We start from the raw sequence: 14560 nt of genomic DNA on the forward strand, positions 1-14560 counted from the left end.
AGATGTGTATAAGAGACAGGTATAATATTACATATAACTAAATTAAAACTACATAAAGGGAGTGTTTACGATGCTGACATTAGGTTCCACACTTAGTAATCAAGTCGACGCAAACTGGCAAACCTATATAATGATTGCCGTTTATTTTATTATTTTGCTAATTATCGGCTTCTATGGTTATAAGCAAGCTACAGGTAACTTAAGTGAATTTATGCTTGGAGGACGTAATATTGGTCCGTATATTACAGCTTTATCAGCAGGTGCTTCAGATATGAGTGGTTGGATGATTATGGGGCTTCCAGGTTCTGTCTATAGCACTGGTCTTTCAGCTATATGGATTACGATTGGCTTAACATTAGGCGCATATATTAACTATTTCGTTGTAGCACCAAGGTTACGTGTATACACAGAAATTGCTGGAGATGCCATCACTTTACCTGACTTCTTTAAGAACAGATTAGACGATAAACAGAATATTATTAAGATTATCTCTGGATTGATTATTGTGATCTTTTTTACGTTATATACGCACTCAGGATTTGTTTCAGGTGGGAAATTATTCGAAAGTGCATTTGGTCTTAACTATCACTTTGGATTAATTTTAGTTGCAGTGATAGTCATTTTTTACACTTTCTTCGGAGGATATTTAGCCGTATCTATCACAGACTTCTTTCAAGGTGTGATTATGCTTATTGCAATGGTGATGGTTCCTGTCGTTGCTTTAATGAAATTAAACGGATGGGATACGTTTAGTGAAGTTGCACAGATGAAACCAACCAACTTAGATTTATTTAGAGGTACAACTGTATTAGGGATTATCTCATTATTCTCTTGGGGATTAGGATATTTCGGTCAACCACATATTATCGTACGCTTTATGTCTATTAAATCACATCGATTACTTCCTAAAGCAAGACGATTAGGTATTAGTTGGATGGCAATTGGTTTGTTAGGTGCAGTAGGCGTAGGTTTAACTGGTATTGCTTTTATTTCTGAAAAGCATATCAAAATGGAAGACCCAGAGACATTATTTATCATTATGAGTCAAATTCTTTTCCACCCTCTTGTAGGCGGATTCTTATTGGCAGCCATTTTAGCAGCTATTATGAGTACCATTTCTTCTCAATTACTCGTTACTTCTAGTTCTTTAACAGAAGATTTTTACAAATTGATTCGTGGCGAAGATAAAGCTTCAACGCATCAGAAAGAATTCGTCATGATTGGACGACTTTCAGTATTACTTGTAGCAATTGTTGCTATCGCTATTGCTTGGCAACCTAATGATACAATTTTAAACCTTGTAGGTAATGCTTGGGCAGGTTTTGGTGCAGCCTTTAGCCCGCTTGTACTCTATTCACTTTATTGGAAGGGGCTTACACGTGCTGGTGCTATTAGCGGTATGATCGCTGGTGCTTTAGTCGTAATTATTTGGATAGCATGGATTAAACCTCTTGCATCAATCAATGAAATTTTTGGTATGTATGAAATTATACCTGGTTTTATCATTAGTGTATTAGTGACTTATATTGTAAGCAAACTCACTAAGAAACCTGGTGCTTTCGTTGAGAATGATTTAAATAAAGTAAAACAAATTGTAAAAGAATAACTATTTCCTAATATTCATATATATAAAGGCGTCTTCGACTAGATTATTCATTTTAGTCGAAGACGCCTTTTCATGTATTAATTATGATAGATGTGAACTTGAGGTTCTTTGTCATCTTTGGATTTACTTATAAGCGCACGAGGTGTATTACCATCTTTGATACGAATTTCATATTCATCAATGTTATCAAAATATTTTTCAGCTTGTTCAGTAACATATTGTGTAATACCAATCGTTTCCGCTTGACCATAATAGTCAATTGGTAAGTCTACTGTTAATTGTTTCGCTTTTTTATTTACAAATTTAACCTTTCCTACTGCTTGTGTAAAGTTAGAGAAGTACGATTGTAGGTTATCGTTAAATTGTTTGAAATTATTATTCAGTGTTTCATTATAATCTTCTGCTGTTGAGGATGGAAGTAAAGCAGATTTCTCTTTTATCGTATCCCATCCATTGATTTTTGTTTGACCATCGTCTGCAGTCGCTCCAGCAATGAATTCTCCTGGTGAAATAGAGTCTTGTCCAGACTGTTTATAAATTGCAAAATGAATTGGAATATCTTTTAAATCACTATTTTCACGTAATCGAGATAATATTTCACTTGCCATTTGTTTACCTTGTTTCTCTATGTCTTTATCATTTAGATTTTTACTATAAGTCTCGCCATCTTTTTCTTTTTGATAATAATAAACACTATTCATAGCTAAACCAATTGTCATACCTTTAATGTTTTTACCTTTTGAATCACTATTACCGTAAAAATCTTGTTCTAAAATATTTGATAGATAAGCTGGTGAGTTGTCGGCAATTTTTTCCTGATTCGTTTCACCATTATGAGAAGGATTAAGTCCTAAGTTTTCATTAGCTTTTTTACTTTTCTTCTCTTTTTCGCTCATTTTATCAATTTCTTTTTTCGTATATTTCGGATCTAAATAAGCATTAATTGTTTTCTTATCTAAATACTGTCCATCTTGATAAAGGTATTTATTTGTAGGAAAGACTTCTTTACTTAACTCTAATAAGCCACTTTCAAAGTCTTCACCGTTATAGCTATTGGCCATATTATCTTGCAGTAAACCTCTAGCCTGACTTTCCTTAAAAGGTAAAATCGTTCTGTAATTATCACCTTGAACATTTTTGTCAGTTGCAATTTGTTTAACTTGGTTTGAATTTTTACTATCTTTACTCTCACTTTGATCTTTGTTTGATTGATTATCTTTTTGTCCATTATTACAAGCAGCTAATAAAAATATTGTCGAAATGAGTAATATAAGTGTTCGCTTCATCGACGTACTCCTCTAATTATTTAATTCTTTTTGTTTGTTAGCAAATTCTTCCTCTGTCCAGATTTCCGTACCAAACTTCTCAGCTTTGGTTAATTTAGAACCCGCATCGGCACCTGCAATGACGATATCCGTACTCTTAGTTACACTGTTTGTTACTTTAGCGCCTTGCATTTCTAGCCATTGTGATGCTTCACTTCTAGTCATTTGTTCTAATTTTCCTGTTAGTACAATTGTTTTACCGCTAAATTCTGGATGTCCTTCAATCTCTGTTGTTTTAATTCCTTTATAACTCATATTAACATTTTTGTCTTTTAATTTTTGAATTAAAGCACGAATATCTTCATTTTTAAGATACGTAACAACAGATTGTGCAAGTTTATCGCCAATATCATGAATTTCAACCAATTCAGCTTCAGTGACTTCTAATAAGCGATCCATCGTTTCATACTTCTCAGCTAATACTTGGCTCGCTTTCACACCGAGATGTCTAATTCCTAGCCCAAATAGTAAATGTTCGAATGAATTATCTTTAGCCTTTTCAATTGCAGCTAATAAATTCTCGACTTTTTTAGTTCCCATACGTTCTAATGGAAGTAAATCCTCTTCTTGAAGATAAAATATATCAGCAACATCTTTGATAAGCTCATTTTCATATAATTGTTGAATGATTTTTGTACCTAAACCATCAATGTTCATCGCTTGTCTTGAAACAAAATGAATAAGACCTTCAATGAGCTGTGCTTGGCATTTAGGGTTAATACAACGTAACGCGACTTCGCCTTCAATGCGAACTAACTCGTGACCGCAACTTGGACAATGTGTCGGCATATGGTACGTTTCTGCATCGTCTGGACGTCTATCTAGAATACTTTTAACTACTTCAGGTATGATGTCACCTGCTTTTTTAACGACGACGCTATCACCAATACGTATATCTCGTTCATGTATCAAATCTTCGTTGTGTAAAGACGCTCTTGAAACTGTCGTACCAGCTACTCTGACTGGTTCCAATATAGCTGTAGGCGTAACAACACCTGTGCGTCCAATACTTAATTCAATATCTAATAATTTAGTAACCACCTCTTCAGCTGGGAATTTATACGCAATCGCCCATCTTGGTGATTTCTGTGTGTAACCCATTTCTTCTTGTTGATCTAAATCATTGACTTTAATTACAATCCCATCAATATCGTAAGAAAGTGATTCTCTTTTATCGGTCCATTTCTCAATGTATTTAAGAACGCCTTCAATATCTGAAACACGTTCTCTCTCCTGATTCGTTTTAAATCCTAGTTGATCAAGTTCGTTCAATGCACCACTTTGGGTCGTAGCATTAAAATCGGTAAAGTCATTTACACTATATAAGAACACACTTAGTTTTCTTTTCGCTGCCAATTTAGAGTCGAGTTGTCTTAGAGAACCTGCTGCTGCATTTCTAGGGTTTGCAAAAGGTTGTTCACCATTCTCTTCTTTCTGCTTATTCAAATTCATAAATGAACGTCGCGGCATATAAGCCTCACCACGTACTTCAAAATTGAGTGGTTCTTTTATTTTTAATGGAATCGCATGTATGGTTCTTAAATTTTCAGTAATGTCTTCACCTGTCGTACCATCACCACGCGTTAGTCCTTGAACAAATTTACCGTCTTGATATTTAAGTGAAACAGCTAAACCATCAATCTTAAGTTCACACATATATTCGACGTTACCAATATTTTCCCTAATACGTTGGTCGAACTTTCTTAAATCTTCCTCATTAAAAGCATTGCCTAAACTTAGCATAGGTGTATCGTGATTTACCTTTTCAAACGAGGACTGAGCTTCTCCACCTACTCTAACGGTAGGTGAATCTGCAGTTTTATACTCAGGATGTTTTGATTCAATATCTATAAGTTCATGTAATAGTTTATCGTATTCACTGTCTGGTACAGACGGATTATCTTGTACATAATATTCATAACTATACTGATTTAATAAGTCATGTAATTCATTAACGCGACGTTGTAAATCTTCCATCCCCCATTAATCCTCCTTCTTCTCTATTGGCGCAAATTGTGCAAGTAGACGTTTAGGTCCTTCAGATTTAAAGATAATATCTAGCTCTACTGAACCATTTTTCTCATTGACATTACTCACCATACCTTCGCCCCATGCTTTATGTGTAACCTTATCTCCAACTTTCCAATCAGAAGAAGAAACTTGTTTCTTAGGTGACGTTGTGCGTTTACTAAATCCACGTTTCTGTTGTGGTTTAGCCTGTGAAATGGTTTGACGTTTCGTTCCAGTATGACTTTCAAGTAAGTCTTCAGGAATTTCCCTTAAGAATCGTGAAGGCATATTTGATTGAGAACGTCCGAACAACATTCTTGTCGTAGCATTCGTAATGTATAAAAGTTCCTCTGCACGCGTAATTGCTACATAACAAATTCGACGTTCCTCTTCCATCTCGTGATCATCATCACTTTTGATTGCACGAATATGAGGAAACAGTGATTCTTCCATACCCATAATGAAGACAATTGGGAATTCTAAACCTTTAGCTGAGTGCATTGTCATGAGCGTTACACCGCTTTGCGTATCCACTTCATCTATATCGGCAACCAATGATAAATCAGTTAAAAAGTTAATTAATGATTGTTCTTCTAAAGGTGTATTTTCTTCGTAATCTTTTGGTACTGACATAAATTCATCTAAGTTTTCTAGGCGACTACGAGATTCTAGTGTTTGTTCTCTCTCAAGCATGTTACGATATCCAGATTTTTGTAATACTTCATCTACAATGTCACTTATTTCAAGAAACTCTTGTTCTTTAATTAAATTAGTGATGGTTTCATAAAAATTGATACATTCTTGAGTGACCTTTTTAGATAATCCAATAAAATCAACCTCACCAAGTGCATCAAACATACTAATTTGATTTTGAACAGCATAGGTTTGAATTTTTTCCACTGAAGAAGGTCCGATACCTCTTTTTGGCACATTAATAATTCGTTGTAAACTAATGTCATCATTGCTATTAGCAATTACTCGTAAATAGCTTAGCAAGTCTTTAATCTCTTTACGATCATAGAACTTTTGGCCACCAACCATCGTATATGGGATGTTCGATTTCATGAATGTTTCTTCTAACACACGTGATTGTGCATTTGTTCTATAAAGAATAGCCATATCACGATATTTCTTACCATTACGTTGATGCTTCATAATTTCCCTAACAACGTATTCCGCTTCATCGCGTTCAGTCATTGCTTCATAGTATTGAATTTTATCTCCGCCGGTATTGGCAGTCCATAAACCTTTTGGCTTACGTTCTGAGTTATTTTTAATGACTTCATTTGCAGCATTGAGAATATTTTTAGTTGAACGATAATTTTGTTCTAGGAAAATGGTTTTCGCTTCTGGATAATCTTCCTCGAAGGATAAAATATTTTGAATATCAGCGCCACGCCAACCATATATCGATTGGTCAGAATCCCCTACGACACATAAATTTTTAAATTTACTAGCAAGTAATTTCACTAAAGTATATTGCGCTTTGTTTGTATCTTGATATTCGTCTACGTGAATGTATTGGAATTTATTTTGATAATATTCTAGAGCATCAGGCACACGTTCAAATAAATTGATAGTAGTCATAATTAAATCGTCAAAGTCTAATGCTTCGTTACGAGACAGTTGTCTTTGGTACCCTTTATAAACTGTCGCTACCATTTGTGAATGAAAATCATTTGCTTCTTTTTGAGCATCGTCAGGTGTTTTTAATTCATTTTTTAAATTACTAATTGCGCCAATAAACATTCTAGGTTCAAAGCGCTTGCTATCAATATTTTCATTTTTCAAAACATCTTTAATGACAGATTTTTGGTCAGTAGGATCAATAATCGTGAAATTTCTTTCTATGCCAATTCTATCCGCATCTCTTCTTAATATTCTTACGCACATGGAGTGAAACGTTGACATCCAAATGACTTGGGCTTCTTCACCAACAAGTTGTTCAACACGTTGTTTCATCTCTTTAGCAGCTTTATTAGTAAAAGTAATCGCTAAAATGTTGTAAGGAGAGACATCTTTTTCATCTAATAAATAAGCGATGCGATGTGTTAATACACGTGTTTTTCCTGATCCCGCACCTGCCATTATTAGTAGTGGCCCTTCAGTCGTTCTTACGGCTTCACTTTGTTCGGTATTCATATTCTTGACTAGCGAATTCATTAATTAGACTCCTTTATTTTTACTGTTTTTAGCGCTTTTTTAATATCTGTATATATGATATTTCCTACGATAATCGTATCGGCAATATCAGCCATCTCTTGTGCTTGTCCTAAACTTGAGATGCCTCCACCGTAGAAAAGTTGCGTTTCTGTAAGCATGTTAGATACGGCTTTGACTTTATCAATATCACCGTACTCCCCACTATATTCTATGTACATTACTGGGAAATGATAGAGTTCATTAGCCATTTGCGCATATGCTTCAACATCTTCCATATCAAGTGTCGTATTGGCATTGGTACTTTGAGCTACTTTACTATTTGAATTTAATACTAAGTATCCTTCAAATACTACTTCTTCAAAGTTGATCACATGTCCATATTGTTTCAGTGCCTCTAGCAAAATACCGTTGTGGAATCTCGTATCGTTGCTATTCATCACTGTCGGTATAAAGTAAAAGTCAAACCCGGGCATGACACTTTCAACATTTGAGACTTCTAATGCAAGTGGTAATGGATAACGTCTTACTCTACTCATTAAATGGATGACATTGTCTTCAGTTACATTATCAGTACCACCAATTATAATTGCATCTGTATTAGACATACATATTGCCTCTAAATCATCATCAGAAATAGACTTAGCAGGATCTAATTTAAATATATGTTGCCATTTTTTTATGTCATACATTTTTCGTAACTCCTTTAATTAACATACCCTAAATTATAGCATTTTTAAGTACTAAGTTCTAAAGAGTAAATATGAAAATAATACATTATTTAAGTAATAACTTTATTTACTATGGTGCGTGTCTAATTTTGAATTTGTAGAGAATTTAATCAATCATTTTCCTTTTAAACTAATCATCATTGCTAACTTTTATTTTCAAATATAAAAGGCTTCGAAAAATGATTAAACACTTTTCAAAGCCTTAGCTCCTATTATTTTATAAAAATTAAAACATTAAAACGAGTCAGCGTCAGACTGTAAATCAAATTTAAATCAACATTGTCTTATGACTGTGTTTCGATATTAAGTCTATCTAAAATCATAGTGTACGCATCGTTACCCCATTGTAATGATCGTTTCACTCTAGAAATTGTTGCAGTTGATGCTCCAGATTCGTCTTCAATTGTTGCATACGTATAACCTTGTTTAATCATTTTAGCAACTTGAAGCCTCTGAGATAATGACTGTATTTCATTGACAGTGCATAAATCATCGAAAAACTGATAACATTCTTCTCTATTTTCTAGCGCTAGGATCGCATCAAATAATTCATCTAATGCTTGACCACGTAATTTTTCAATTTGCATCTCGAACAACCCCTATACACGTTTTCTTTCATCATTTTAACGTACTAATCAGTTAAAGTGTAGTAGTTTCAATGAAAAAAGTATAGGAATTTAACCGCTTTTCTAACATGATATTTAAGATTTTTATTCTAAACCTGCACGTTCAAATATTGTGTCGACTTGATTAAGGTGATGTTCTGGATTGAAACATTCGTCTAATTCTTCTGCTGTTAAAACATTAGTAATTGTTTCGTCTTGTTCAATCAATTCTCTGAATGGCGTCTTAGTTTCCCAAGATTCCATTGCTTTAGGTTGAACCTTATCATACGCCTCTTCACGAACCATGCCTTTATTAATTAGCGCTAATAATACACGTTGTGAGAAGATTAAACCAAATGTTTTATCAATATTATTTCGCATATTATCTTCAAAGACCGTTAAGCGATCTACAATATTAGTAAAACGATTCAATGCATAATCAAGCGCTATGGTTACATCTGGTAACATAATACGTTCAGCTGAAGAATGAGAAATATCGCGTTCATGCCATAAAGGAACATTTTCATAAGCTGTAGTAATATAGCCACGAATAACGCGAGATATTCCAGTAATATTCTCAGAACCAATTGGATTACGTTTATGCGGCATTGCAGATGAACCTTTTTGACCTTTAGCAAATGCTTCTTCTACTTCACGTGTTTCAGTTTTTTGTAGATTACGAATTTCTACTGCAAACTTTTCTAAAGAAGTCGCAATCAATGCTAGCGTCGCAATATAATATGCATGGCGATCTCTTTGCAATGTTTGAGTTGATACAGGAGCAGTATCAATACCTAGATGTTTACAAACATATGCTTCAATTTCTGGAGGAATATTCGCAAATGTACCAACTGCGCCACTCATTTTACCTACTTCAATTTCTTTACGTACTTCCTTGAAACGTTTAAGGTTACGTTTCATTTCTGTGTACCATAATGCCATTTTCACACCAAATGTAGTTGGTTCAGCGTGAACACCATGTGTACGTCCCATCATAAGCGTATATTTATAATTCTTAGCTTTTTCTGCTAATACATCAATAAATCTTTCTAAGTCTTTTTCAATGATTTCATTCGCTTGTTTAACTACGAAGCTTAATGCAGTATCTACCACATCAGTTGATGTAAGACCATAGTGGACCCATTTTCTTTCTTCACCTAATGTTTCAGAAACTTGTCTAGTAAATGCAACGACGTCATGACGTGTTTCTAATTCAATTTCTTTTGCACGTGCTACATCAACTTTAGCATTTTCACGAATTTTTTGGACATCTTCTTTAGGAATATAACCTAATTCGCTCCATGCTTCACATGCTAATATTTCTACCTCTAACCAAGCTTCATAGCGATTTTGATCCGTCCAAATATTAGACATTTCTTCTCTTGAATAGCGTTCAATCATTCTTTATAAACTCCAATCATATGTATTATTGTAGAATTAAAACCTGTACATTAAATTATTTTTTGATCTAAAAGTTCGTGTTTAAGCTTTCGTCTTTAGTTTAACAGAACTGTTTCAAAATGTATAAATCTTTTTTCTTTATATGCCTATTTTATTGTAATTACCTTAGAAACTCAATTAACTATAAGAAAGAGTAGGATAGAAATTCTACTTTAGTATCATTTCGATATCCTACTCTTAGAACATATTTATATATGAAATTTTATAACTTGTTACTTGATTGGTTTACCTACAAAAATAATTTCTTGTCTAAGGACTTCAATACTTCCGTCCTTATTCTCTTTATAGACTGGTTTCTCCATTCTACGCGTTGGCATAAACCCTTCATTTCGCATTCGATTTAAGCAGTCTGAAATGGTCTCATTATCTTCTACTTTAAATTTTTTGCTCATTTGACCTTGCACTTTCTTGTTCTTCGTATTCTACTACTACATCAAGGTGTTCTGGTTCATAAGCTTTAAGTTTACGTCTACGTACACCTTTAACCCAGAATCCACCATGAATATTTCTAGGTTCATATGCAATAATAAACGCTTTAGGATCTAAATTTTTGATTGTATCCATAAGCTTAAGTTCGTATTTACGAGGGGTTAAGATTTGCATCACCATTCGACTGCCATCACGACCAAATGCTTCATAGTGTGTAACTCCATAACCAAGATTTCTCAATTCATTTGGTAAGTCCAATTCATATTCTGAAGATGTTACATTGACAACGGTATAACCTAATGCCAATTTTTCTTCGATTTTCATACCGACGATGATTCCCACTGAAAATCCTAATGCATATGCGAAAATATTTTGAATTTGATCTAAACTAGACATAACTAAACCTAAACCAACCACATATACGAGAACTTCAAGGAAACTCACTGCAGCAGCAATATATCGATAACCTTTTAACGTTAATATCGTTCTCATTGTTAAAAATGTGACATAACATACGTTGATTACAAATATAGCAAAGACCATTAACCATGGATTGTGAGCAATTGCTGACATATTATTCCTCTTTTCTTACAATTAAATCCAAATCATTTTATCAGTCATGCATCGATTTGTCACTTAAATTTTTACGTATTAATCATTATTAATTTTTAGGCCATGTATATCTTGTATAAGCAAGCTCACGTTTATGCGCATTTCTTACATAATGTTTTTCGATTGTTTCGCGTGCTTCAGCAGGTATTTCTTTACCTTCTAAGTAATCATCAATTTGATCATATGTCACACCAAGCGCTTCTTCATCAGGTAGTTGAGGTTTATCATCCTCTAAATCTGCTGTAGGCACTTTTTCATATAAATGTTTTGGTGCTTTCAAATATTCAAGTAACTGTTTACCTTGTCTTTTATCTAAACCGAAAATAGGCGCAATATCAGCTGCACCATCACCATATTTAGTATAGAAACCTGTAATATTTTCGGCAGAATGATCCGTTCCTACGACGATACCGCTTTGATTAGAAGCAATAGAAAATTGAACTTTCATGCGCTCTCTAGCTTTTTCATTGCCTCTTTGGAAATCAGTGAGGGCTATCCCCGCTTCTTTTAAAGATTGAACACTTTGATCTACAGCAGGTTTAATATTGACCGTAATGATTTCATCAGGCTCAATAAATTTAAGTGCATCTTCCACCTCGTCGGCATCTTTTTGAATACCATAAGGTAGTTTAACTGCGATGAATTTACATTCTCGACCTTCTTCTCGTAATTCATTCACCGCTAATTGCACTAACTTACCTGTTAACGTTGAATCTTGTCCTCCAGAAATACCGAGTACTAATGATTTAATAAATGAATGTGATTGAACATACGATTTTATAAAATGTTTGATTTCATTGATTTCTTTTTCGCTATCAATTTGTTTTTTTACTTTCATTTCTTTAACTACAATATCTTGTAACTTACTCATTTTCTTCCTCCATTTCCTTAACATGTTCAGCCACTTCAAAAATGCGTTTGTGTTTGTTTTCCCAACATTTTGCACTTAAATCAACAGGATATTCCTGTGGATTTAAATAACGTTTATTTTCATCCCAAAGTGTGTTTAAACCTTGCATTAAATAAGTTTGAGCTTCACGTTCGCTTGGAAGTTGATATACAAGTTTGCCATTATCAAAAATCGTATGATGTAAATCTTTTGCTTCAAAAGACTTAATAAATTTCATTTTATAGGTATGAACAGGATGGAATAATTTAAGTGGTTTCTCAGCTGTAGGGTCTTCCCCGTCAAGTGTAATATAGTCACCTTCCGCCTTACCCGTTTTTTTGTTGATAATACGATAAACGTTCTTTTTACCTGGTGTTGTGACCTTTTCCGCATTATTAGATAACTTAATTCGATCACTAAACGTACCATCTTCTGTTTCAATAGCTGCCAATTTATAAACAGCTCCAAGAGCAGGTTGATCGAAACCAGTAATGAGTTTCGTTCCGACGCCCCATGCGTCAACCTTTGCGCCTTGCGCTTTTAAACTTGTGATTGTTTGTTCATCTAAATCGTTTGAAGCAATAATTTTCGCATCAGTAAAGCCTGCTTCATCTAGCATTCGTCTAGCTTCTTTAGATAAGTATGCAATATCACCTGAGTCTAATCTAATTCCTATAAAGTTGATTTTATCTCCCAACTCTTTCGCAACTTTAATAGCTGTAGGTACACCTGATTTAAGAGTATGGAAAGTATCGACTAAAAAGACGCAATTTTTATGTCGTTCTGCATATTTTTTAAAAGCTATATATTCATCACCATACGTTTGCACTAATGCATGCGCATGTGTTCCAGAAACTGGAATATCAAACAATTTACCTGCACGTACATTACTCGTTGAATCGAAACCACCAATAAAAGCTGCTCTTGCGCCCCATAATGCAGCGTCAACTTCTTGACCTCTTCTAGTACCGAATTCCATCAAAGTATCATTCATTGCAATTTGACGTATTCTACTTGCTTTGGTCGCAATTAACGTATGGAAATTAATGATATTAAGTAAAATCGTTTCTATTAGTTGCGCTTGAATCAAAGGCGCTTCAACTCTAATTAACGGTTCATTACCAAAGCATAATTCACCCTCTTGCATTGAGCGAATATTACCTGTGAACTTGAGTTCTCTCAAGTATTCTAAAAAGTCATCCTTGTAGCCTATTGTTTTCAAATACGCTATATCACTATCGGAAAATCCGAAGTTCTCTATAAAATCAATTACACGTTTTAACCCATTAAAAACCGCATACCCACTATTAAAAGGCATACTTCTAAAATATAAGTCAAAAATAGCAATTCTTTCGTGAATGCCATCATTCCAATAACTTTCTGCCATATTAATTTGATATAAGTCGTTCTGTAACATTAAGCTGTCGTCTTTAAATTGATACACACTTATCTCTCCAATCGACCGATTCATTTACAATTAGTTTATCATAATTCACATACTGTAGGTAAATGAGTTACTTGATTAATCTGAATCTTTTAATAGTTTAGATTTAATCATTTACAAAATCATTCTATACGACAAATTCATGACAATTGAATATTTTAACTGAGTATTTTTAAAACCTCGATTATAATACGTGTGAGGTGTTTTTAAATGTTATTAGATGAAGCTAGATCATTTATTCAAACTATGTATACCGAACTTAATTATGATTCAAGTAAAATAGCAGAGAGATTAAATGAAATTGAGAATGAAATCAGACGTACAGGAAGTTATACACATACTTATGAAGAGCTATCTTATGGAGCAAAGCTAGCATGGAGAAATTCTAACCGTTGCATTGGGAGACTATTCTGGGACTCATTAAATGTAGAGGATGCACGAGATATAGATAATGAAGAAAACTTTTTAGAAGCAATTTATCGTCATATCGATATCGCAACTAATGGTGGCAAAATCAAACCACTTATTACAATTTTCTCACCTCAAAATGCGCCCAAAATCTATAATAACCAATTAATTCGATATGCAGGTTACGATAACGCGGGAGATCCATCTGAAAAAGAAATCACACGTTTAGCTCAACATTTAGGTTGGAAAGGCGAAGGCACGAATTTCGATATTCTACCACTCATTTATCAAATATCGAATGGAAGCATTAAGTGGCATGAATTCCCAAATCACATCATTAAAGAGGTCCCAATTTGGCATGACCAATATCCAAAATTAGCAGAATTAGGTCTAAAATGGTATGCTGTCCCAATTATTTCAAATATGGACTTAAAAATTGGTGGGATTACCTATCGAACTGCACCTTTTAATGGATGGTACATGGTTACTGAAATAGGCGTACGTAATTTCACAGATAGTTATCGATATAATTTATTAGAAAAAGTTGCAGAAGCCTTTGATTTTGGTACACTTAAAAATAATTCATTTAATAGGGATCGAGCACTCGTAGAATTAAATTATGCAGTTTATCATTCTTATAAATCTGAAGGCGTTTCAATCGTCGATCATCTCACCGCTTCAAAACAATTCGAAATGTTTGAGCGAAATGAACAAAAAAATGATAGACATGTCACTGGCAAATGGTCTTGGTTAGCACCACCATTGTCACCAACTTTAACATCAAATTATCATCATGGTTATGATAATACTATGCGTTCAACAAATTTCTTTTACAAAAAAGATGAACCTATGAAGTGCCCTTTTCATTAAGTTTTTAGAG

The 14560-nt window shown here is 34.0% G+C and carries 12 protein-coding genes; 2 read left to right on the forward strand and 10 right to left on the reverse strand.

All coding sequences use genetic code 11. The annotated features are described in order from the left end of the window. Window positions 1-70: 70 nt before the first annotated feature. Window positions 71-1606: a sodium/proline symporter PutP gene (gene putP / locus CD155_RS09780; protein WP_044466839.1), complete on the forward strand. Its 1536-nt coding sequence runs from the start codon at window positions 71-73 to the stop codon at window positions 1604-1606. 77 nt (window positions 1607-1683) lie between these two features. Here putP and CD155_RS09785 read toward each other — a convergent pair whose 3' ends face one another. The 10 genes from CD155_RS09785 to CD155_RS09830 all read right to left on the reverse strand — a co-directional run bounded on the left by CD155_RS09785 (window position 1684) and on the right by CD155_RS09830 (window position 13272). Continuing rightward, a complete protein-coding gene (locus CD155_RS09785; protein WP_002445442.1) occupies window positions 1684-2892 on the reverse strand; it encodes a CamS family sex pheromone protein in 1209 nt (402 codons plus the stop codon). 12 nt (window positions 2893-2904) lie between these two features. Next, window positions 2905-4908, reverse strand: a complete 2004-nt coding sequence (gene ligA, locus CD155_RS09790; RefSeq protein ID WP_103213219.1) for an NAD-dependent DNA ligase LigA — start codon at window positions 4906-4908, stop codon at window positions 2905-2907. Between the two features lie 6 nt (window positions 4909-4914). Continuing rightward, window positions 4915-7104, reverse strand: coding sequence for a DNA helicase PcrA (gene pcrA / locus CD155_RS09795; protein ID WP_103213220.1), 2190 nt, complete (start codon window positions 7102-7104; stop codon window positions 4915-4917). Next, window positions 7104-7793, reverse strand: a complete 690-nt coding sequence (gene pcrB / locus CD155_RS09800) for a heptaprenylglyceryl phosphate synthase (protein WP_070830459.1) — start codon at window positions 7791-7793, stop codon at window positions 7104-7106. The genes pcrA and pcrB overlap by 1 nt, the downstream gene beginning before the upstream one ends. A gap of 323 nt (window positions 7794-8116) precedes the next feature. After that, window positions 8117-8419, reverse strand: coding sequence for a YerC/YecD family TrpR-related protein (locus tag CD155_RS09805; protein WP_002445436.1), 303 nt, complete (start codon window positions 8417-8419; stop codon window positions 8117-8119). Window positions 8420-8542: 123 nt separating this feature from the next. Next, a complete protein-coding gene (gene purB, locus CD155_RS09810; protein ID WP_002445433.1) occupies window positions 8543-9838 on the reverse strand; it encodes an adenylosuccinate lyase in 1296 nt (431 codons plus the stop codon). Between the two features lie 272 nt (window positions 9839-10110). After that, window positions 10111-10290, reverse strand: coding sequence for an NETI motif-containing protein (locus CD155_RS09815; RefSeq protein ID WP_002445431.1), 180 nt, complete (start codon window positions 10288-10290; stop codon window positions 10111-10113). Then, window positions 10274-10900, reverse strand: coding sequence for a DUF2179 domain-containing protein (locus CD155_RS09820; RefSeq protein ID WP_002445428.1), 627 nt, complete (start codon window positions 10898-10900; stop codon window positions 10274-10276). The genes CD155_RS09815 and CD155_RS09820 overlap by 17 nt, the downstream gene beginning before the upstream one ends. 88 nt (window positions 10901-10988) lie before the next feature. Then, entirely contained in the window at window positions 10989-11810 is an 822-nt protein-coding gene (gene nadE, locus CD155_RS09825) for an NAD(+) synthase (RefSeq protein WP_070830465.1), read from the reverse strand. After that, window positions 11803-13272 carry a nicotinate phosphoribosyltransferase gene (locus CD155_RS09830; protein WP_037541845.1) on the reverse strand — a complete coding sequence of 490 codons (1470 nt, stop codon included), beginning with the start codon at window positions 13270-13272 and terminating at the stop codon, window positions 11803-11805. Before CD155_RS09830 ends, nadE begins: the two co-directional genes overlap by 8 nt. A 210-nt stretch (window positions 13273-13482) precedes the next feature. Here CD155_RS09830 and CD155_RS09835 point away from each other — a divergent pair, with 210 nt between their 5' ends. Beyond that, entirely contained in the window at window positions 13483-14550 is a 1068-nt protein-coding gene (locus tag CD155_RS09835) for a nitric oxide synthase oxygenase (RefSeq protein ID WP_103213221.1), read from the forward strand. The last annotated feature ends 10 nt before the right edge of the window (window positions 14551-14560 follow it).

Origin of the sequence: Staphylococcus caprae (assembly GCF_002902725.1) — a bacterium.
In the GTDB taxonomy this organism is placed as follows: Bacteria; Bacillota; Bacilli; order Staphylococcales; family Staphylococcaceae; genus Staphylococcus; species Staphylococcus caprae.

What these genes read in the sequence shown, in the direction of transcription:
- CD155_RS09815 (WP_002445431.1), bottom strand. Translation starts at nt 10,290, where the DNA reads ATGAGCAAAAAATTTAAAGTAGAAGATAATGAGACCATTTCAGACTGC.
- ligA (WP_103213219.1), bottom strand. Translation starts at nt 4,908, where the DNA reads ATGGAAGATTTACAACGTCGCGTTAATGAATTACATGACTTATTAAAT.
- pcrB (WP_070830459.1), bottom strand. Translation starts at nt 7,793, where the DNA reads ATGTATGACATAAAAAAATGGCAACATATATTTAAATTAGATCCTGCT.
- CD155_RS09820 (WP_002445428.1), bottom strand. Translation starts at nt 10,900, where the DNA reads ATGTCAGCAATTGCTCACAATCCATGGTTAATGGTCTTTGCTATATTT.
- CD155_RS09785 (WP_002445442.1), bottom strand. Translation starts at nt 2,892, where the DNA reads ATGAAGCGAACACTTATATTACTCATTTCGACAATATTTTTATTAGCT.
- putP (WP_044466839.1), top strand. Translation starts at nt 71, where the DNA reads ATGCTGACATTAGGTTCCACACTTAGTAATCAAGTCGACGCAAACTGG.
- pcrA (WP_103213220.1), bottom strand. Translation starts at nt 7,104, where the DNA reads ATGAATTCGCTAGTCAAGAATATGAATACCGAACAAAGTGAAGCCGTA.
- nadE (WP_070830465.1), bottom strand. Translation starts at nt 11,810, where the DNA reads ATGAGTAAGTTACAAGATATTGTAGTTAAAGAAATGAAAGTAAAAAAA.
- CD155_RS09835 (WP_103213221.1), top strand. Translation starts at nt 13,483, where the DNA reads ATGTTATTAGATGAAGCTAGATCATTTATTCAAACTATGTATACCGAA.
- CD155_RS09805 (WP_002445436.1), bottom strand. Translation starts at nt 8,419, where the DNA reads ATGCAAATTGAAAAATTACGTGGTCAAGCATTAGATGAATTATTTGAT.
- purB (WP_002445433.1), bottom strand. Translation starts at nt 9,838, where the DNA reads ATGATTGAACGCTATTCAAGAGAAGAAATGTCTAATATTTGGACGGAT.